This window comes from Ramlibacter sp. (genome assembly GCF_028291745.1).
In the GTDB taxonomy this organism is placed as follows: Bacteria; Pseudomonadota; Gammaproteobacteria; order Burkholderiales; family Burkholderiaceae_C; genus Ramlibacter.
Window position 1 is genome coordinate 93,055 of the sequence record NZ_JAQGNQ010000053.1, and the last position, 18,229, is coordinate 111,283.

Here is an 18,229-nt window from a genome sequence, read left to right on the forward strand (position 1 = left end):
TTTTCGTTTCCGGGATTGCGTCATGGCTCGCGTACATCTGGTGCGGCCCCGCGCCAGGCACCTACTTCTCGAACTTCCCCTCGGACACCTTCAGATTGTTGTCCTTGGCGAAGTTGATGACGAAGTCCCAGGCCATCGGTTCGTAGGCGCGCAGTTCGCGGTTGACGATCACGCACTTCACGCCGTCGATGTTCGTCGGGATGCACCACGGCGAATAGTTGAGGTGGCTGCCCGGCTGCGCGCCGCCTGGGCGGAAGGAACTCATGACGCCGGCCAGCCGCTCGGCCCAGTCGCTGGGGCGGAAGGTGCGGCCATCGCGGGTGATGCCCTGGATGAACACTTCACTGGCGGTACTGGAGGCCATGGGTGGGGGGAGGTCGCGGGCGCCGCATGATCGCCTTGCTGCGGCGCACAAGAATTCTATCTTATATAAGAGTTGTGCCTGGGCATTGGCTGCCGCAGTCCTGTCATTCGGCTGTCGCGCCCGCATCGCTGTGATGCGGAATTCTCAACCAGGGCACGGGATGCGTGTGCCTACAATCGTGCTCCAACGGCTCACTTGTGGCCGCGTGAAACGCCCTTCACGCACCCGCATCCTCGAGCCGATTTCATTTGCGAAACGAGGAAGCGCGCAATGGCTCAGATCGAGGCGTCATCGCCCCACACCATGAACACTTATGGCCGGCTGCCGATCGCGCTCGAGCGCGGCGAAGGCTGCTACGTGTGGGACGTGAATGGCCGGCGCTACCTCGATGCCCTGGCCGGCATCGCCGTGAACACGCTCGGCCACAACCATCCGAAGCTGGTCCCGGCGCTGCAGGACCAGCTCGCGAAGATCATCCACAGCTGCAACTACTACCACGTGCCCAATCAGGAGAAGCTGGCCGCCAAGCTGGCGCAGCTCTCGGGCATGACGAACGTGTTCTTCGGCTCGACCGGACTCGAGGCCAACGAAGCCGCGATCAAGCTCGCGCGCAAGTTCGGGCACGACCGCGGCATAGCGCGGCCGGAGATCGTCGTCTACGAGAAGGCCTTTCACGGCCGCAGCATCGCCACGCTGTCGGCCACCGGCAACGAGAAGGTGCAGGAGGGCTTCGGCCCGCTGGTCGAGGGCTTCATCCGCGTGCCGATGAACGACATCGACGCGCTGCGCGCCGGCACCGATGGCAACCGCAACGTGGTGGCCGTTTTCCTGGAGACCATCCAGGGCGAAGGCGGCATCAACGCGATGCGCATCGACTACCTGCAGAAGGTGCGCGAGATGTGCGACCAGCGCAACTGGCTGATGATGATCGACGAGGTGCAGTGCGGCACGGGGCGCACCGGCAAGTGGTTCGCGCACCAGTGGGCCGGCATCGTGCCCGACGTGATGCCGCTGGCCAAGGGCCTGGGCTCGGGCGTGCCGATCGGCGCGGTGGTCGCGGGGCCGCGGGCCGCCGACATCTTCCAGCCTGGCAATCACGGCACCACCTTCGGCGGCAATCCGCTGGCCATGCGCGCGGGCGTCGAGACGATCCGCATCATGGAGGAGGACAACCTGCTGGAGAACGCCTCGCGCGTGGGCGCCCACCTGAAGGGCGCGCTGGCACGCGAACTCGGGGCGCTCAAGGGCGTGGTCGAAATCCGCGGCCAGGGCCTGATGCTCGGGATCGAACTGGCACGCCCCTGCGGCGTGCTGACGCAGCGCGCGGCCGAAGCGGGCCTCTTGATCAGCGTCACCGCAGATACCGTCGTTCGGCTGCTGCCGCCGCTGATCATGACCGAGGCGCAGGCCGACGAGGTGGTCGCGATCCTGGCGCCGCTGGTGAAGAACGTGCTGGCGGAGTGAGGCGCGCGATGGTCCTGAGGCATTTCCTGCAGTTCAGCGATTTCGGCACCGAGGAACACCAGTGGCTGTTCCAGCGGGCGGCGGAGATCAAGCGCAAGTTCAAGAACTACGAGAAGTACCACCCGCTGGCGGACCGCACGCTCGCGATGATCTTCGAGAAGGCGTCGACGCGCACGCGCGTGAGCTTCGAAGCGGGCATGTACCAGCTCGGTGGCTCGGTGGTGCACCTCACCACGGGTGACAGCCAGCTGGGGCGCGCCGAGCCGATCGAGGACAGCGCCAAGGTGATCAGCCGCATGGTGGACCTGGTGATGATCCGCACCTACGGCCAGGACAAGATCGAGAAGTTCGCCGAGCACTCGCGCGTGCCGGTGATCAACGGCCTGACCAACGAATTCCATCCGTGCCAGATCCTGGCGGACATCTTCACCTACATCGAGCATCGCGGCTCGATCCAGGGCCGCGTGGTCGCCTGGGTGGGTGACGGCAACAACATGGCCAACACCTGGCTGCAGGCCGCGGAGCTCCTGGGCTTCACGGTGCACCTGAGCACGCCCACCGGCTACGAGGTGGACCAGGCCATTGCCGGCATCCGCAGTGGCGACAGCTACAAGGTCTTTCGCGACCCGATGGAAGCCTGCCGCGGCGCCGACCTGGTGACCACCGACGTGTGGACCAGCATGGGCTTCGAGGCCGAGAACGAGGAACGCCGCAAGGCCTTTGCCGACTGGCGGGTCGACACCGACATGATGAAGGTCGCCAGGCCCGACGCCCTCTTCATGCACTGCCTGCCCGCGCACCGGGGCGAGGAAGTCGAAGCCGAAGTGATCGACGGCCCGCAATCGGTGGTGTGGGACGAAGCGGAAAACCGCATGCACGTGCAGAAGGCGTTGATGGAGTACCTGCTGCTGGGGAAGGTGGCTGGGTAGGCTGCGGGGCTTCCCCGTTTCGGCGCGGTGCGCGCATACAATTTTTGAACGCAGAAGGCGCAGAAGTAACGCAGAACGCGCAGAAGAATCACCAGGGAACAGAGGATTTTTCTTCCGCGCTTTTGGTGTTCATTCTGCGACTTCTGCGTTCAAGAATGCATCCACTCACCGCACCACATCTAGTTGGTGGGCGCCGAACTTCCGAACCGCCCGCCCCCCGCCGGCGGCGCCACCTTGCCGATCTTCACCAGCCGCTGCTCCACGGCGAACGCAGTGCGCCCCAACTCCTGCGCCACCTGCTTCATCGCGATGCCCGCATCGAAAGCCGTCTCCAGCGCCGCGTCCTCCTGCGCACTCCACGGCTTGCCCGCATTGGGCGGCGCAGGACGCCGCGCGCCGCGCGCCGCTTCGTCCTGCGGGAGCGCCGTCATGCCCTCGAGCGCCCGCGCCACCACGTGCAGCGCGCGGATCACCGGCGGCGCGTTGTAAGGGCTGTCTTCCGGCATGGCCTCGCCGGTGACCGGATGAATGCCCTGGGCCAGGGTGTCGATAATCTGGCGTGCGATCTGCAGTTCCATGAATACCTCCTGAGGGTTGACGGAGCCTGTATTTGCATACAGTCCATCCGCAACGCGCCCGCCACCCCTGGCGTTGACCTCCATGTCCGACCCCGAACATCCCTGCCTGCGCTGCGGCGCCTGTTGCGCCGCCTACCGCGTGGACTTCGCCGTCGACGAAATGGAGACGCACGGTGGCTCCGTGCCGGCGGGGCTGGCCGTCGAAGTCACCGGCAACACCTGGCGCATGCGCGGCACCGACCACGTGCCGATCCGCTGCGCGGCGCTCACCGGCAAGGTGGGCGAGCGCGCCTCCTGCGGCATCTACGAGTGGCGGCCCAATCCCTGCCGGGAACTCGAACCCGGCAGCCACGGCTGCGAGAAGGCGCGCGCGCGTCACGGCCTGCCGCCGCTTCCCCCCGACATCCTCTAGACCGGCAGTTTTTTTGGCCGCCGTTGGCTGCGACCGACACCACGCCGGAAATCGGCGGCGCACACTGCGCCGCATGCAACGCCTCTGGGACATCTCGCCGCCGGTTGCGCAAGGCACTCCGGTCTTTCCCGGCGACACCCCGTATCGCCAGCAATGGGCCGCGACGATTTCGCCCGGCTGCCCCGTCAACGTCAGCACGCTGACCCTGTCGCCGCACGTGGGCGCACATGCCGATGCGCCGCTGCACTACGAGGCGGGCGGCACGCCCGTCGGCGCGCTAGCCCTCGATCCCTACCTGGGCCCCTGCCGCGTGATCCACGCGATCGGCCGCCGTCCGCTGATCACCTGGAATGACCTCGCACACGCGTCGCAGCACCTGCCCGCGCGCGTGCTGGTGCGCACGTACGAGCGCGCGCCGGTCGACCGCTGGGACCCTCTGCTCGCGGCCTTCGCGCCCGAGACCATCGAGCGGCTGGCGGATGCCGGCGTGCGCCTGGTCGGCATCGACACCGCCAGCATCGACCCCGCCGACAGCAAGTCGCTCGAGAGCCATCAGGCGATTCGCCGCCGCGGCCTGCGCGTGCTGGAAAACCTCGTGCTCGATGCCGTGCCGGAAGGCGACTACGAGCTGATCGCCCTGCCCCTGAAACTCATGACGGCCGACGCCTCGCCGGTGCGCGCCGTACTGAGGGAGCTTGCATGACGACCTTGCAGGACTGCCTGCGCCGCGACGCCGACGACCCCCTGGCGCCCTTGCGCGAGCTGTTCGTGCTGCCACCCGGCGTGATCTACCTCGATGGCAATTCGCTCGGCCCGCTGCCGCGCGCAACGCCGGAGCGCATCGCCCGCGCCGTGCGCGAGGAATGGGGCCAGGGCCTGATCCGCTCCTGGAACGACGCCGGCTGGTTCGAGCTGCCGCAGCGCGTGGGCGACAAGATCGCCACGCTGGTGGGTGCCCGCGCCGGCGAGGTGGTCGCCACCGACAGCACCTCGATCAACCTGTTCAAGGTGCTGTCGGTCGCCTTGTCCATCGCCGCTGCCGACACGCCGCAACGGCGGACCATCATCAGCGAGCGCAGCAACTTCCCCACCGACCTGTACATCGCCGAAGGCCTGTGCCGCGAGCGCGGCTTCACGCTGCAGTTGCTCGAGCCCGAGCAGATCGCCGCCGCGGTCGACGAACGCACTGCGGTGCTGATGCTCACGCACGTGAACTACCGCACCGGCGCGATGCACGACATGCAGGCCGTCACGCGCGCCGCGCAGGCGGCCGGTGCGCTGGTGGTCTGGGACCTCGCCCACAGCGCGGGCGCGGTGCCGGTCGACCTGCATGCCGCCGACGCCGACTTTGCCGTTGGTTGCGGCTACAAGTATCTCAATGGCGGCCCCGGCGCGCCGGCCTTCGTGTGGGTGCATCCGCGCCATGCGGAGCGTGGCTGGCAGCCGCTTTCCGGCTGGTGGGGACACGCGACCCCCTTCACGTTCACGCCAAACTATCAGCCGGCGCCCGGCGTGGGCCGCTACCTGTGTGGCACCCAGCCGATCCTGAGCCTGACGGCGCTCGATGGCGGGCTCGATACCCTGCTCGCTGCGCAGCCGCTGGGCGGCATGACGGCATTGCGCCGCAAGTCGCTGGCGCTGACCGACCTGTTCATCGCGTTGGTCGAGGAGCGCTGCGCCGGCCACGGCCTGGGCCTGGCGACACCGCGCGAGCACGCGGCACGCGGCTCGCAGGTGTGCCTCACGCGCGAGCAGGGCGCCCATGCGATCGTGCAGGCGCTGATCGCGCGCGGCGTCATCGGCGACTTCCGCGCCGGTGCGCCCGACATCCTGCGCTTCGGCTTCCCGCCGCTGTATCTCCGGTTCGAGGACGTGTGGCAGGCGGTCGAACACTTGCGCGCGGTGCTGGTCGAAGAAGAGTGGCGGCGCCCCGAATTCCAGCGCGTGCAGGCGGTGACCTGAACATGCCCGCCGAGAAGCCCGAGGACATCGTGCGCGCCGAGTGGGCGCAGCTCGATTTCAGCCGCGCCATGAGCTACGGCGACTACCTGCAGCTCGATGCGATTCTGCAGGCGCAGAAGCCGCTATCGCCCGACCACAACGAGATGCTGTTCATCGTGCAGCACCAGACCAGCGAGTTGTGGATGAAGCTGATGCTGCACGAGCTGTCGGCAGCGATCGCGTGCATCGCGCGCGACGAATTGCCGCCGGCCTTCAAGATGCTGGCCCGCGTCTCGCGCATCATGGAGCAGCTGGTGCACGCCTGGGACGTGCTGGCCACCATGACCCCGGCGGAGTACAGCGCCATCCGGCCCTACCTCGCCAGCTCCAGCGGCTTCCAGAGCTGGCAGTACCGCTGCATCGAGTTCCGCCTGGGCAACAAGAACGCGGCCATGCTCAAGCCGCACGAGCATCACGACGAGCGCCTGGCCACCGTGCGCGCGGCGTACGAGGCGCCGTCGCTGTACGACGAGTCGCTGCGGCTGTTGGCGCGGCGCGGATTGCCGCTGCCCGCCTCGCACGTGGAGCGTGACTGGACCCGGCCCTACGAAGCCAGCAAGGAGGTGGAGCAGGCCTGGCTGGTGGCCTACCGGGATCCGCAGAATCACTGGGACCTTTACCAGCTCGGCGAGGAACTCACCGACCTGGAAGACGCCTTTCGCCTGTGGCGCTTCCGGCATGTGACCACGGTGGAGCGCGTGATCGGCTTCAAGCGCGGCACGGGCGGAACGGGTGGCGTGAGCTATCTGCGCAAGATGCTGGACGTGGTGCTGTTTCCGGAGATCTGGCAGCTGCGCACGGATTTGTAGGAATGCATCGCCGGGCTGCCTTCGGCAGCCCAGCCTACGCGGACCAGCCTACCTGCAACGGCATCCTCGTAGGCTGGGCTTCGCGCCAGCGAACCCCAGCAACCCGGCCCATTCACACGCCGTACAACCACGGCTGATCCAGCACCCTGGCCCCCAGCAGCCGCATCCCCGCATTGCGCGCCAGCCTGAGCGCACCGCTCGCATGGAAGATCGTGCCATTGCGCTGCGCTTTCTCCTGCACCTGCGCCACCCGCTGCCAACGGTTCAAGGCATAGCGGCGCAGGGCGGTCGGCACGTCCAGCACCCGATCGTCCGCGACGGCCAGCACGCGCTGCAACTCGCGCGCGTCCTCGATCGCCATGCCGGCACCCTGCGCGAGATAAGGCCGCATGGGATGCGCTGCGTCGCCCAGCAAGGCGATGCGGCCGCGCGCCAGCGCGTCGGCCGAGGCGACCGGTGGCCGCGCATGCAGCACCCACAGTCGCCATTGCGGCATCGCGGCCACGCGTTCGCGCACCGCGCCGCACACCGGCCCCAGCGCCGCTGCCAGCTGCGCCTGCGAGGCCGCGTGGTCCCAGGCCCGCGGATCGCCCGGCTGCGTGCCTTGCACCACGCACACCGCGTTCAGCCATTCGCCGCCGCGCACCGGATAGGTCACCAGGTGCACGCGCGGCGCGAGCCACACGGTCACTTCGGCACTGCGCAGCGTGGCCGGCAGGTCCTGTTGCCGCACCAGCGCGCGATAGGCCAGGTGGCCGGTCGCCTGGGGCGGCCCATCCGCGCAGACGGTACCGCGCAATTCACTCCATAGTCCGTCGGCAGCGACCAGCGCCTCGCCCTCGACGTGCGAACCGTGGCTCGTGCGCACGCCGGCACACGCGGCGTCCTGCTGCGCCGCCAGCACGCGGCAGTCGACCTGCAGGCGCGCCCCGGCGGATTGCCCGGCCGCGAGCAAGGCAGCCTGCAAGTCGGCCCGGTGCATCGTGAGATAAGGCGCGCCATAACGCTGCGCGAGCGTCTCGCCCAGTTGCAGCACGCCCAGTTCGCCGCCATCCGCGCCATCGCGCACGCGCAGCCACTGCGGCGCCACCGCCTGGCGCACGAGATCGCCTTGCAGCAGGTCCCATTCGCGCAGGATGCGGGTCGCGTTGGGCCCGAGCTGGAGGCCCGCGCCCACCTCCGAAAAGGCCGGCGCCTGCTCGAACAGGCGCGCCTCCCAGCCGGCGCGGCGTGCTGCGATCGAGGCCGCGAGCCCGGCGATGCCGCCGCCGGCGACCAGCAGCTCCCGGCTCACCCCGCCAGCAGTTGCCGCAGGACCGCCTGCGTGCTCATGCAGCGAGCAACTGCCGGAGCACGAAGGGAAGAATGCCGCCGTGGCGGTAGTAGTCCACCTCGATCGGCGTGTCGATGCGCAGCGTCAGCTTCACTTCCTGCCGGGTGCCATCGGCGCGCCGGATGATCAGCGCCGCCTGGCTTTGCGGCCGCAGCATGGCATCGGCCTCGATGTCGATCAGCTCATCGCCGGTGAGTCCGAGCGCCTGCCAGCTCATGTCGCCCTGGAGTTGCAGCGGCAGCACGCCCATGCCCACCAGGTTGCTGCGGTGGATGCGCTCGAAGCTGCGGGCCACCACCGCCTTGATCCCGAGCAGCTGCGTGCCCTTGGCCGCCCAGTCGCGCGAGGAACCGGTGCCGTATTCCTCGCCCGCGAAGACCACCGTCGACCGCCCTTCGGCCATGTACTTCATCGCCGCGTCGTAGATGAACATCTTCTCCGTGTTGCCGTCGGCGTCGCGGTACAGCGTGACGCCGCCTTCTTCGCGCGAGCCGTCCGCCCCGGCCGGCAGCATCAGGTTCTTGATGCGCACGTTGGCAAAGGTGCCGCGCATCATCACCTCGTGGTTGCCGCGGCGCGAGCCGTAGCTGTTGAAGTCCGGCTTGGCCACGCCGTGCTCCACCAGCCAGCGGCCGGCCGGCGAGCTTTCCTTGATCGAGCCGGCCGGCGAGATGTGGTCGGTGGTGATCGAGTCACCGAACAGCGCCATGATCCGCGCGTCGCGGATCGAGTGCGGTGCGGAGGCGCCCGCGGTGCCACCCGCTTGCGCCGCCGGCGCCTGCAACTGGAAGCCCTCGAAGAACGGCGGCTCGGCGATGTACGTGCTCTTCGGCCAGTTGTAGGTCTCGCCCGAGACGCCCTGGATGCGCTTCCACAGCTCCGGCGGATCGGTCTTCACCTTGCCGTAGCTCGCGCGATAGCCCTTGGGGTTCATCGCGTACTTCATCAGCTTGTTGATCTCGTCGCTGGAGGGCCAGATGTCGCCCAGCCAGACATCCTTGCCGTCGGCGCCCTGCCCCAACGGCTCGGTCATCAGGTCTTTCAGCACGCTGCCGGCAATGGCATAGGCCACCACCAGCGGGGGGCTGGCGAGGAAGTTGGCCTTGATGTTCGGATGGATGCGTGCCTCGAAGTTGCGGTTGCCCGAAAGCACCGCGGCGCACACCAGGTCGCTCTGGCCGATCGCCTCGTTGATCTCGGGCGTGAGGTCGCCGGAGTTGCCGATGCAGGTCATGCAGCCATAGCCCGCCAGCGTGAAACCGAGCTGCTCCAGGTAGGGCAGCAGCTTGGCATCGCGCAGGTACTCGGTGACCATGCGCGAGCCGGGCGACAGCGAGGTCTTGATGTGCGGCGCGACGCGCAGGCCCTTCTCCACCGCTTTCTTCGCCAGCAGCCCCGCGGCCAGCATCACGCCGGGATTCGACGTATTGGTGCAGCTGGTGATGGCGGCGATCAGCACGTCGCCGTTGCCGATGGTGATGTCGCCCACTTCGACGTGCGGCACCGACAGGGCTTGCGAGGCACGCAGCGTCGGCTTGTTGGCTTCCATCTCCTGCTCGGAGCGGGGCGCAGCCACCGGCGCGGGTGGACTCTCCGGCGTGCGGATCGGGTCTTCCTCGATGTTGGGCCGCTGCACCAGGTGGCGCGTGAGCAGCACGTCGGCCGACTGGTTGAAGCCGTTCTCGCCGATCGGCTTGGAGAACAGGGAGCGGAAGGTGCTGGCCACCTTGCCGATCTCGATGCGGTCCTGCGGCCGCTTGGGACCGGAGAGGCTGGGCGTGACCTCGCCGAGATCCAGCTTCACCACCTGCGAGTAGTCGATCTCGCCGGGCATGGGGACGCCGAACATGTCCTGCGCCTTGAAGTAGGCCTCCAGCAGGCGGATCTGTTCGCGGCTGCGGCCGGTGCCCTCGAAGTACTCGATGGTGCGCTCGTCCACCGGGAAGAAGCCCATGGTGGCGCCGTACTCGGGCGCCATGTTGCCGATGGTGGCGCGGTCGGGCACGGCGATGCTGCGCGTGCCCTCGCCGTAGAACTCGACGAACTTGCCCACGACCTTGTGCTTGCGCAGCAGCTCGGTGACGGTCAGCACCAGGTCGGTGGCCGTGCAGCCCTCGCGCAGCTTGCCGGTCAGCTCGAAGCCGACGACGTCGGGCGTGAGGAAGTACACCGGCTGGCCCAGCATGGCGGCCTCGCCTTCGATGCCACCCACGCCCCAGCCCACCACGCCGATGCCGTTGATCATCGTGGTATGGCTGTCGGTGCCCACCAGGGAGTCGAAGTAGCACACGCCGTCCTCGCGCTGGTGGACGCCGCGCGCGAGATATTCGAGGTTCACCTGGTGCACGATGCCGAAGCCGGGCGGCACGACGCCGAAGGTGTCGAAGGCCTGCATGCCCCATTTCATGAACTCGTAGCGCTCGCGGTTGCGCTGGAATTCGAGCTTCATGTTGAGGTCGATCGCGTTCTTCTGGCCGTAGTAGTCGACCATGATCGAGTGGTCGACCACCAGGTCGACGGGCACCAGCGGCTCGATGCGGTTGACGTCCTTGCCCAGCCGCTGCGCCGCGCTGCGCATCGCCGCCAGGTCGGCCAGCAGCGGGACACCGGTGAAGTCCTGCAGCACGACGCGCGCCACCGTGAAGGGGATCTCGGTCGTTCGTTCGGCGTTCGCCTGCCAGTTGGCGACCTGCTGCACGTGCTCGGCCGTCACCTTCTTGCCGTCGCAATTGCGCAGCACCGACTCGAGCACGATGCGCATCGACATCGGCAGCCGCTTGACGTTGGGGAAGTGCTGGGCCAGGACGGGCAGGGAGTAGAACTTCCCTGTCAACCCCACTGCGGCCTTGAAGCTCTGGAGTGTTTCCGCGAATGCGTGCGCCATTCTCGACCTCTGATTGTTGCTTTGCGCCATTGTGCCGCCAGACGTGCAGGCGGGGGAGCCGATCCGGTGAGCCTCAGCCGTGCTGTCGCTCGAACTCTTTCATGTACTCGACGAGCGCCTGCACGCCCTCGATCGGCATGGCGTTGTAGATCGAGGCGCGCATGCCGCCCACCGAGCGGTGACCCTTGAGCTGGATCATGCCCCGTTGCTCGGCGCCGTGCAGGAAGGCCGCGTCGAGCGCAGTGTCCTTGAGCCAGAAAGGCACGTTCATCAGCGAGCGGTCCTGGTGCGCGATGGGATTGCGGAAGAAGCTGCTGCCGTCGAGGAAGTCGTACAGCAGCTTCGCCTTGCGGGCATTGCGCTCGGCCACGGCGGCCATGCCACCTTGCGCCTTGACGTGCTTGAGCACCAGGCCCGCGATGTAGATCGAATAGGTGGGCGGCGTGTTGTACATCGAGTCCGCCGCGGCCTGGATCTGGTAGTTGAAGGCCGAGGGCGTGATGGGCAACGCGCGCCCCAGCAGGTCTTTGCGCACCACCACGATGGTCAGGCCCGAAGGGCCGATGTTCTTCTGGGCGCCGGCGTAGATCAGCCCGTATTGCGAGACATCGATGGGCCGCGAGAGGATGTCCGAGGACATGTCGGCCACCAGCGGCACGCTGCCGGTCTCTGGCGTCCAGTGGAACTGCACGCCGCCGATCGTTTCGTTGGAGCAGATGTGCACGTAGGAAGCGCCGGGATCGAGCTTCCATTGCGACTGCGGCGGGACCGCGGTGAACTTCGAAGCGTCGCCGCTGACCGGCACGTTCACCTCGCCGTAGATCTTCGCTTCCTGCGCCGACTTCTTCGACCAGTCCCCGGTCAGCACGTAATCGGCGCGGCCGGTGGCGCCGATCAGGTTCATCGGCACGATGGCGTTCTCGCCCAGCGCGCCGCCCTGCATGAACAGCACCTGGTAGCTGGCGGGGATCTGCATCAGTTCCTTCAGCAGGTCCTCGGCCTCGGCGTGGATGCCCATGAACTGCTTGCCGCGGTGGCTCATCTCCATCACCGACATGCCGCTGCCTTGCCAGTCCAGCATCTCCTCGGCGGCCTGCCGCAAGACGGGCTCGGGCAAGGTGGCGGGACCGGGGCTGAAATTGAAGACGCGGGTCATGGGATCTGTTGGCGGCTCGGGGCCAGGGGCGCTCGCGCGCGGGTTGACCAGCATACAAGATGGCGGCGCCATGACCTCGCAGGTCATGGCAGCACCCGCACTCCGGCCCTACCATTGCGCCATGGATCTCGCCGTCGCCGCGTCCGCGCCCTTGTCGCCACCGGCCTCGCTGCGCCCGTTCGGCGATCACCTGCGCAGCTGGCGACTGCGGCGCCGCATGAGCCAACTCGATCTTGCCGGCGAGGCGGACATCTCCACCCGCCACCTGAGCTTCGTCGAGACCGGCCGTTCGGCGCCCAGCCGCGAGATGGTGCTGCGCCTGGCCGAACGGCTGGAGGTTCCCTTGCGCGAACGCAATGCCCTGCTGGTGGCGGCCGGCTATGCCCCGATGTACCGCGAGCGACCGCTGGACGATCCCGCGCTCGCGGCCGCCAGGCAAGCGGTGCAACTGATCCTGCGGGGCCACGAGCCCTACCCTGCGCTGGCCGTGGACCGGCACTGGAACCTGCTCGCGCACAACGCCGCGGTGCCGCTGCTGCTGGCGGGTGTCGCTGCCCAGCTCCTGCAGCCACCGGTCAACGTGCTGCGCCTGAGCCTGCACCCGCAGGGACTGGCGAGCCGGATCGTGAATCTCGCGCAATGGCGGCAGCACCTGTTCGAGCGATTGCACCAGCAGATTGCGGTGACGGCGGACGCGGGACTGCAGGCGCTGGAACGGGAGCTGCGTGGCTATCCCGCGCTGGTCACCGGCGAAGACGAACACATCGACGGTGAAGTTCTGGGGATCGCCGCGCCGTTGCGCTTGCGCACCGAGGCCGGTGTGCTGAGCTTCATCAGCACGACGACCGTCTTCGGCTCGCCGGTGGACGTGACCTTGCAGGAGCTGGCGCTGGAGACGTTCTTTCCGGCGGATCCCGAGACAGCCGCTGCCCTGCGAAGAATGTCATCCACGTAGGCTGGGCTGACGACAGTCACCCCAGCGGAGGCGCGAAAACGCTGGGGTGCGCTGTGCGCAGCCCAGCCTGCAGATGCAACCAACGCACGCATTCGGGCTGGTTCACGGATTCAACGGCACCAGCCCGTCGTCCGGCGGCGCCACACCCGGCTCCTGGATCTGCGCCTCGAAGGCTCGCAGCCGCTTGTACACGGACAGCAGTTCCACGATCGTGCTCCAGCTGTACACCAGGTACTGGAACGATTCGGTCACCTTGTCGAAGGCGCGCGAGATCTGCTGCATCACGCCGAGCGTGATCACGCCAGCCACCACCGTGGGGCCGAGTGCGATCAGCGGCACCAGCACGCTGACCTGCAGGTACGACCACTTCACGACGTCGAAGTACAGGTAGTGGAAGAACAGGCGAAAGTAGTTGCGGCGCACCTCGGCGAACAGCGTGTGCACCACCGGCGGCTGCGCGCGCGAGGCGTCGTCCTCGCCGTACACCAGCTCCTTGCGGTAGGCCGCCTCGCGCCGCTGGTTCTGGAACTGCAGGCCGGGCAGGAGGATGCCGGTGAAGGCCAGCAGCACCGTGCCGAACACCGCCCAGCCGATCGACACCCACACCAGCGAATGCGGAATTGCGCCGACGATGGGCAACTGCGTGATCTGCGCCGACAGGGTCCACAGGATGGGCACGAAGGCGGCCAGCGTCATCACGCTGCGCACCAGGTCGACGCCCAGGCCTTCCATGATGCTGGCGAAGCGCATCGTGTCTTCCTGCACCCGCTGCGCCGCGCCCTCGATCTTGCGCAGCTGCTCCCAGTGCTGCATGTAGTAGTCGTTCATCGCCTGCCGCCAGCGGAAGATGTAGTGCTTGACGAAGAAGTCGACGAACACCGCAACGATCACGTAGATCATCGCGATGTGCAGGAAGGTGGAGAGCTGCTGCCAGAACTGCGCCAGGGTGATGCTGCCCTTGGTCGTGAGCGCCTTCTGCACCAGGTCGTAGAAAGTGCCGAACCAGTCGTTGATCTGCACGTCCAGCTGCACGCGGTACCACGTGGTGAACAGGATCAGGACGGTCCCCAGAATCGACCAGAGCCACCAGCGCCGGTTCAAGAAAAACGATCGGAACATTCTTTCTGCCTTGGTTGTGGGAGGGCGACTGGCATGCTACCGGCTGCAGCTGACCGCAGGGGCGCTCTGCTTTCAGGAGCGGAGCGTCCGCGTTGGTGCGGCCGGCAGCGCATGAGTTCCCGGCGGCTGGGTCGAGTTCGTCGGACAGGCCCGGGCGGACCGCACCGACTCCATTTCCGCCACGGTGGCGCAAGCTGACCGCATCCAGACGACAGGAGCGCGACATGCGAAACAATCTCACCCGTACCGTGCTGGCGGCGGCGGCGCTGGCGGCCTCGGCCGGAATGGCCTGTGCCCAAGGCACGGCGACGATCGATGGCACCGGGGCCGGGCTGAATGCCGGCGTTGGCGCCAGCAGCTCGCTCACGCCGGGCAGCAGCTCGATCAACAACCGTGCTGGCGCCGCGGGCGCAGTCGGCGCGAACGGCAACTCCTCGATCGGCGGCCAGTCGACCAACGACACGCGTGTGCTGGGTAGCGGCCGCACGCCAGGCAACATCGTCCCGAACAACCTGCCGGGCACCATCGGCGGGCAGAGCAACGCCACCGTTGGTATCAACGGCAGCGGCACGCTGGATGGCAGCGTGCCCTCGGGGAATGTGTCGGGGGATGTGGGGGTGAATGGGGGGCTGGGCCTGGGCGTGCAGCGCTGACGCGCCTGCCTTGCTCCCTCCCCTTCCGGGGGAGGGTTGGGGTGGGGGCGCTCCGGCCTCCATCACCGCCGCGGGCCTTGCGATCGCCGCAGCGCCCCCATCCCAGCCTTCCCCCGGAGGGGGACGGAGCGGCAGCCCAAGAAAAAGCGGCCGGTAAGGGCCGCTTTTCCGTCGGAGAGGGCTGGTCCTCAGACCGCCACTTCCCTCGCCGTCTCCGCGTACTCCTCGATCTGGTCGAAGTTCATGTAGCGGTAGACCTGCTCGCCCTGCTGCTTGATGACGCCCATGTCGGCGGCGTGCTCGGCCACCGTCGGCAGCCGGCCCAGCTTGGAGGCGATGGCGCTGCCCTTCATGCCTCGAGTTGTGCGCGATCGTGCCGGTTGCGCCACCGGCTGGGGCTCGCCCCTGGCGCGAAGGTGCTTGTCGGCCCCTGCGGACAACACGTTCCAAGTGGCTCCCACTCCAGGCGCGGCGGCGGTTCGCACAATGAGTGCAGACCATCCCAAGGAGACAAAAGATGAAATTCCGCAAGTTCCAACTCGTCCTGCTGGCGACTGCCCTGGGCGGCGCCATGGGCACCGCTTCGGCGCAGCAAGCCGGCATCGGCGCCGGCGCTGCCGCTTCCGTGGGCACGACGCCCGCCGCCGCCAAGACCGCCACCGACGTGCGCGGCAACGCGGCCCTCACGAGTGACACGGCGGTGTCTGGCAATACCATCGAGGGCAAGCCCGGCACGCAAAGTGGCGTGTCGGTCACGGACACCACGTCCATGGGCGCATCGGGCGCATGGGGCGGCTCCGCATCGCGCCAGTCCCTGGCCGGCCTGAACAGTACGCAAGCGCGCGCGTTGCAGCGCTACCAGGGCTTGCGTTGAGCCGCGCAGAACGAAAAAGCGGCCCGAGGGCCGCTTTTTCGGGCCCGCACATCCGCGGGACCTGGGCTGGCGCTCAGACCGCCACTTCCCTCGCCGTCTCCGCGTACTCCTCGATCTGGTCGAAGTTCATGTAGCGGTAGACCTGGTCGCCTTGCTGGTTGATGACGCCCATGTCGGCGGCGTACTCGGCCACCGTCGGCAGGCGGCCCAGCTTGGAGGCGATCGCCGCCAGTTCCGCGGAGGCCAGGAACACCTGCGTGTTCTTGCCCAGGCGGTTCGGGAAGTTGCGCGTGGAAGTGGAAACCACCGTCGCGCCCTCGCGCACCTGCGCCTGGTTCCCCATGCACAGCGAGCAGCCGGGCATCTCGGTGCGCGCGCCGGCGGCGCCGAAGTTGGCGTAGTGGCCCTCGCGCGTCAGTTGCTCCGCGTCCATCTTCGTCGGCGGCGCGACCCACAGCTTCACCGGGAGGTCGCGCTTGCCTTCCAGCAGCGCGGACGCCGCACGGAAGTGGCCGATGTTGGTCATGCACGAGCCGATGAAGGCCTCGTCGATCTTCGTGTTCTGCACGGCGGACAGCGGCTTGACGTCGTCCGGATCGTTGGGGCAGCACAGCAGCGGCTCGGTGATCGCGTTCATGTCGATCTCGATCACCACCGCGTACTCGGCGTCCGGGTCCGCTTGCAGCAGATCGGGCTTGGCCAGCCAGGCTTCGACCGCCTTGATGCGGCGCTCCAGCGAACGCTTGTCGGCGTAGCCCTGCGCGATCAGGTTCTTCATCAGGACCACGTTCGACTGCAGGTACTCGGCGATCGGTTCCTTGTTCAGCTTGACCGTGCAACCGGCGGCGGAGCGCTCGGCCGAGGCGTCGGTCAGTTCGAAGGCCTGTTCCACCTTCAGGTTCGGCAGGCCCTCGATCTCCAGGATCTTGCCGGAGAAGACGTTGGTCTTGTTTTCCTTGGCGACGGTCAGGAGGCCCTGCTGGATCGCGAAGTAGGGGATCGCGTGCACCAGGTCGCGCAGCGTGATGCCAGGCTGCATCTCGCCCTTGAAGCGCACCAGCACGGACTCGGGCATGTCGAGCGGCATCACGCCGGTCGCGGCGGCAAAGGCCACCAGACCGGAGCCGGCGGGGAAGCTGATGCCGATCGGAAAGCGCGTGTGGCTGTCGCCGCCGGTGCCGACGGTGTCGGGCAGCAGCAGGCGGTTGAGCCACGAGTGGATCACGCCGTCACCGGGACGCAGCGAGACGCCGCCACGATTGCTCATGAAGGCCGGAAGCTCGCGGTGGGTCTTCACGTCCACCGGCTTCGGATAGGCCGCGGTGTGGCAGAAGGACTGCATCACCATGTCGGCGGAAAAGCCCAGGCAGGCGAGGTCTTTCAGCTCGTCGCGGGTCATGGTGCCGGTGGTGTCCTGGCTGCCCACGGTGGTCATACGCGGTTCGCAATAGGTGCCCGGACGAATGCCCAGCTGCGTGCCATTCTTTTCCGGCAGGCCGCAGGCCTTGCCGACCATCTTCTGCGCCACCGTGAAGCCCTTGCCGGAATCGACCGTGGGCTTGGGCAGGCGGAAGGTGGTGGAGGTGCCGAGGCCGAGGAACTGGCGCGCGCTGGCGGTCAGCGCGCGGCCGATGATCAGGTTGATGCGGCCGCCGGCGCGCACTTCGTCCAGCAGCACGTCGTTCTTGAGCGCGAAGCGCTCGATGACCTTGCCGTCCTTCTCGATCGTGCCCTCGTACGGGTACACGTCGATCACATCGCCGGTCTCGAGCTTGGCGACGTTGACTTCGATCGGCAGCGCGCCGGAGTCTTCCTGCGTGTTGTAGAAGATCGGGGCGATCTTGCCGCCCAGCGTGATGCCGCCGAAGCGCTTGTTCGGCACGAAGGGGATGTCCTGCCCGGTGGCCCAGATCACGCTGTTGGTCGCGGACTTGCGCGAAGAGCCGGTGCCGACCACGTCGCCGACATAGGCGATCTGGTGGCCCTTGGCCTTGAGCTCCTCGATGAACTTCATCGGGCCGCGCTTGCCCTCTTCTTCCGGCTTGAAGGCCGTGCCCGGGCGCGAGTTCTTCAGCATCGCCAGCGCGTGCAGCGGAATGTCGGGACGCGACCACGCGTCGGGCGCGGGCGAGAGGTCGTCGGTGTTGGTCTCGCCGGGCACCTTGAACACCGTGACCGTGATCTTCTGCGGCACTTCGGTCCGCGCGGTGAACCACTCGGCCTCGGCCCAGGATTGCATCACTTCCCTGGCGAACGCGTTGTTGGCCTTGACCTTCTCCGCGACGTCGTGGAAGTAGTCGAACATCAGCAGCGTCTTCTTCAGGCCATCGGCGGCGATCTGCGCGACCTCCGCGTCATCGAGCAAGTCGATCAGCGGCTTGACGTTGTAGCCGCCGACCATGGTGCCGAGCAGCTCGGTCGCCTTGGCCTTGGAAATCGCATTGAGCGCGAGATCCCCATGTGCAACGGCGGCCAGGAAGCTGGCCTTCACCTTGGCGGCGTCGTCCACGCCCGGCGGCACGCGGTTCGTCAGCAGGTCCAGCAGGAAGGCTTCTTCCTTGGCCGGAGCCGACTTGATCAGTTCGATCACGTCGGCGGTCTGCTTGGCGGATAGCGGCAGCGGGGGGATGCCGAGCGCAGCGCGTTCGGCAACGTGTTCAACGTAGCTTTGCAACATGGGGTTCTCCGTTCAAATCTG

Annotated in this window: 17 protein-coding genes; 9 read left to right on the forward strand and 8 right to left on the reverse strand. The window is 67.6% G+C overall.

Annotation, left to right across the window (positions count from 1 at the left end; genetic code table 11):
• Nucleotides 1-61: 61 nt before the first annotated feature.
• Nucleotides 62-364, reverse strand: coding sequence for a DUF3579 domain-containing protein (locus JWP60_RS08660; protein ID WP_299789266.1), 303 nt, complete (start codon nt 362-364; stop codon nt 62-64).
• Nucleotides 365-634: 270 nt separating this feature from the next.
• On the opposite strand from JWP60_RS08660, the gene JWP60_RS08665 reads away from it, so the two are divergent.
• Together JWP60_RS08665 and argF are read left to right on the forward strand one after the other, a co-directional pair.
• Nucleotides 635-1,828: an aspartate aminotransferase family protein gene (locus JWP60_RS08665; RefSeq protein WP_299789269.1), complete on the forward strand. Its 1,194-nt coding sequence runs from the start codon at nt 635-637 to the stop codon at nt 1,826-1,828.
• Between the two features lie 8 nt (nt 1,829-1,836).
• Nucleotides 1,837-2,757, forward strand: coding sequence for an ornithine carbamoyltransferase (gene argF, locus JWP60_RS08670; RefSeq protein ID WP_299789272.1), 921 nt, complete (start codon nt 1,837-1,839; stop codon nt 2,755-2,757).
• 179 nt (nt 2,758-2,936) lie between these two features.
• On the opposite strand, the gene JWP60_RS08675 is transcribed toward argF, so the two are convergent.
• Nucleotides 2,937-3,335 carry a hypothetical protein gene (locus JWP60_RS08675; RefSeq protein WP_299789275.1) on the reverse strand — a complete coding sequence of 133 codons (399 nt, stop codon included), beginning with the start codon at nt 3,333-3,335 and terminating at the stop codon, nt 2,937-2,939.
• An 82-nt stretch (nt 3,336-3,417) separates the two neighbouring features.
• Here JWP60_RS08675 and JWP60_RS08680 point away from each other — a divergent pair, with 82 nt between their 5' ends.
• From JWP60_RS08680 to kynA, 4 genes are all read left to right on the forward strand, one after another.
• On the forward strand, nt 3,418-3,747 hold the full coding sequence (locus JWP60_RS08680) for a YkgJ family cysteine cluster protein (RefSeq protein WP_299789278.1): 330 nt from the start codon (nt 3,418-3,420) through the stop codon (nt 3,745-3,747).
• Nucleotides 3,748-3,820: 73 nt separating this feature from the next.
• Nucleotides 3,821-4,450 carry an arylformamidase gene (gene kynB / locus JWP60_RS08685; protein WP_299789281.1) on the forward strand — a complete coding sequence of 210 codons (630 nt, stop codon included), beginning with the start codon at nt 3,821-3,823 and terminating at the stop codon, nt 4,448-4,450.
• Entirely contained in the window at nt 4,447-5,709 is a 1,263-nt protein-coding gene (gene kynU, locus JWP60_RS08690) for a kynureninase (protein WP_299789284.1), read from the forward strand. Before kynB ends, kynU begins: the two co-directional genes overlap by 4 nt.
• Nucleotides 5,710-5,711: 2 nt before the next feature.
• Nucleotides 5,712-6,557 (forward strand): tryptophan 2,3-dioxygenase, encoded by an 846-nt coding sequence (gene kynA, locus JWP60_RS08695; RefSeq protein WP_299789286.1) that lies wholly within the window; start codon nt 5,712-5,714, stop codon nt 6,555-6,557.
• 112 nt (nt 6,558-6,669) lie between these two features.
• Here the strand turns inward: kynA and JWP60_RS08700 are convergent, their stop codons facing one another.
• From JWP60_RS08700 to serC, 3 genes are all read right to left on the reverse strand, one after another.
• Entirely contained in the window at nt 6,670-7,851 is a 1,182-nt protein-coding gene (locus JWP60_RS08700; RefSeq protein WP_299789289.1) for an FAD-dependent monooxygenase, read from the reverse strand.
• Between the two features lie 34 nt (nt 7,852-7,885).
• Nucleotides 7,886-10,774 carry an aconitate hydratase gene (locus tag JWP60_RS08705; RefSeq protein ID WP_299789292.1) on the reverse strand — a complete coding sequence of 963 codons (2,889 nt, stop codon included), beginning with the start codon at nt 10,772-10,774 and terminating at the stop codon, nt 7,886-7,888.
• Nucleotides 10,775-10,847: 73 nt separating this feature from the next.
• Nucleotides 10,848-11,930 carry a 3-phosphoserine/phosphohydroxythreonine transaminase gene (gene serC / locus JWP60_RS08710; RefSeq protein ID WP_299789295.1) on the reverse strand — a complete coding sequence of 361 codons (1,083 nt, stop codon included), beginning with the start codon at nt 11,928-11,930 and terminating at the stop codon, nt 10,848-10,850.
• A gap of 121 nt (nt 11,931-12,051) precedes the next feature.
• On the opposite strand from serC, the gene JWP60_RS08715 reads away from it, so the two are divergent.
• The gene (locus JWP60_RS08715) at nt 12,052-12,885 is read left to right on the forward strand and encodes a helix-turn-helix transcriptional regulator (protein ID WP_299789298.1); all 834 of its coding nucleotides are present in this window, start codon (nt 12,052-12,054) and stop codon (nt 12,883-12,885) included.
• Between the two features lie 102 nt (nt 12,886-12,987).
• Here JWP60_RS08715 and sbmA read toward each other — a convergent pair whose 3' ends face one another.
• The gene (sbmA, locus tag JWP60_RS08720) at nt 12,988-14,004 is read right to left on the reverse strand and encodes a peptide antibiotic transporter SbmA (protein WP_299789301.1); all 1,017 of its coding nucleotides are present in this window, start codon (nt 14,002-14,004) and stop codon (nt 12,988-12,990) included.
• Nucleotides 14,005-14,228: 224 nt separating this feature from the next.
• Between sbmA and JWP60_RS08725 the strand changes: the two genes are divergently transcribed.
• On the forward strand, nt 14,229-14,657 hold the full coding sequence (locus JWP60_RS08725; RefSeq protein ID WP_299789304.1) for a hypothetical protein: 429 nt from the start codon (nt 14,229-14,231) through the stop codon (nt 14,655-14,657).
• Between the two features lie 188 nt (nt 14,658-14,845).
• On the opposite strand, the gene JWP60_RS08730 is transcribed toward JWP60_RS08725, so the two are convergent.
• Nucleotides 14,846-15,010: a hypothetical protein gene (locus tag JWP60_RS08730; protein WP_299789307.1), complete on the reverse strand. Its 165-nt coding sequence runs from the start codon at nt 15,008-15,010 to the stop codon at nt 14,846-14,848.
• Between the two features lie 164 nt (nt 15,011-15,174).
• Between JWP60_RS08730 and JWP60_RS08735 the strand changes: the two genes are divergently transcribed.
• Nucleotides 15,175-15,531, forward strand: coding sequence for a hypothetical protein (locus tag JWP60_RS08735; RefSeq protein WP_299789309.1), 357 nt, complete (start codon nt 15,175-15,177; stop codon nt 15,529-15,531).
• A gap of 73 nt (nt 15,532-15,604) precedes the next feature.
• Here JWP60_RS08735 and JWP60_RS08740 read toward each other — a convergent pair whose 3' ends face one another.
• Entirely contained in the window at nt 15,605-18,208 is a 2,604-nt protein-coding gene (locus JWP60_RS08740; protein WP_299789312.1) for a bifunctional aconitate hydratase 2/2-methylisocitrate dehydratase, read from the reverse strand.
• Nucleotides 18,209-18,229: the final 21 nt, after the last annotated feature.

Bases quoted from the DNA above. Each gene is read 5' to 3' on its own strand.
- JWP60_RS08660 (WP_299789266.1), bottom strand. From the start codon at position 364: ATGGCCTCCAGTACCGCCAGTGAAGTGTTCATCCAGGGCATCACCCGC.
- JWP60_RS08665 (WP_299789269.1), top strand. From the start codon at position 635: ATGGCTCAGATCGAGGCGTCATCGCCCCACACCATGAACACTTATGGC.
- argF (WP_299789272.1), top strand. From the start codon at position 1,837: ATGGTCCTGAGGCATTTCCTGCAGTTCAGCGATTTCGGCACCGAGGAA.
- JWP60_RS08675 (WP_299789275.1), bottom strand. From the start codon at position 3,335: ATGGAACTGCAGATCGCACGCCAGATTATCGACACCCTGGCCCAGGGC.
- JWP60_RS08680 (WP_299789278.1), top strand. From the start codon at position 3,418: ATGTCCGACCCCGAACATCCCTGCCTGCGCTGCGGCGCCTGTTGCGCC.
- kynB (WP_299789281.1), top strand. From the start codon at position 3,821: ATGCAACGCCTCTGGGACATCTCGCCGCCGGTTGCGCAAGGCACTCCG.
- kynU (WP_299789284.1), top strand. From the start codon at position 4,447: ATGACGACCTTGCAGGACTGCCTGCGCCGCGACGCCGACGACCCCCTG.
- kynA (WP_299789286.1), top strand. From the start codon at position 5,712: ATGCCCGCCGAGAAGCCCGAGGACATCGTGCGCGCCGAGTGGGCGCAG.
- JWP60_RS08705 (WP_299789292.1), bottom strand. From the start codon at position 10,774: ATGGCGCACGCATTCGCGGAAACACTCCAGAGCTTCAAGGCCGCAGTG.
- serC (WP_299789295.1), bottom strand. From the start codon at position 11,930: ATGACCCGCGTCTTCAATTTCAGCCCCGGTCCCGCCACCTTGCCCGAG.
- JWP60_RS08715 (WP_299789298.1), top strand. From the start codon at position 12,052: ATGGATCTCGCCGTCGCCGCGTCCGCGCCCTTGTCGCCACCGGCCTCG.
- sbmA (WP_299789301.1), bottom strand. From the start codon at position 14,004: ATGTTCCGATCGTTTTTCTTGAACCGGCGCTGGTGGCTCTGGTCGATT.
- JWP60_RS08725 (WP_299789304.1), top strand. From the start codon at position 14,229: ATGCGAAACAATCTCACCCGTACCGTGCTGGCGGCGGCGGCGCTGGCG.
- JWP60_RS08730 (WP_299789307.1), bottom strand. From the start codon at position 15,010: ATGAAGGGCAGCGCCATCGCCTCCAAGCTGGGCCGGCTGCCGACGGTG.
- JWP60_RS08735 (WP_299789309.1), top strand. From the start codon at position 15,175: ATGAAATTCCGCAAGTTCCAACTCGTCCTGCTGGCGACTGCCCTGGGC.
- JWP60_RS08740 (WP_299789312.1), bottom strand. From the start codon at position 18,208: ATGTTGCAAAGCTACGTTGAACACGTTGCCGAACGCGCTGCGCTCGGC.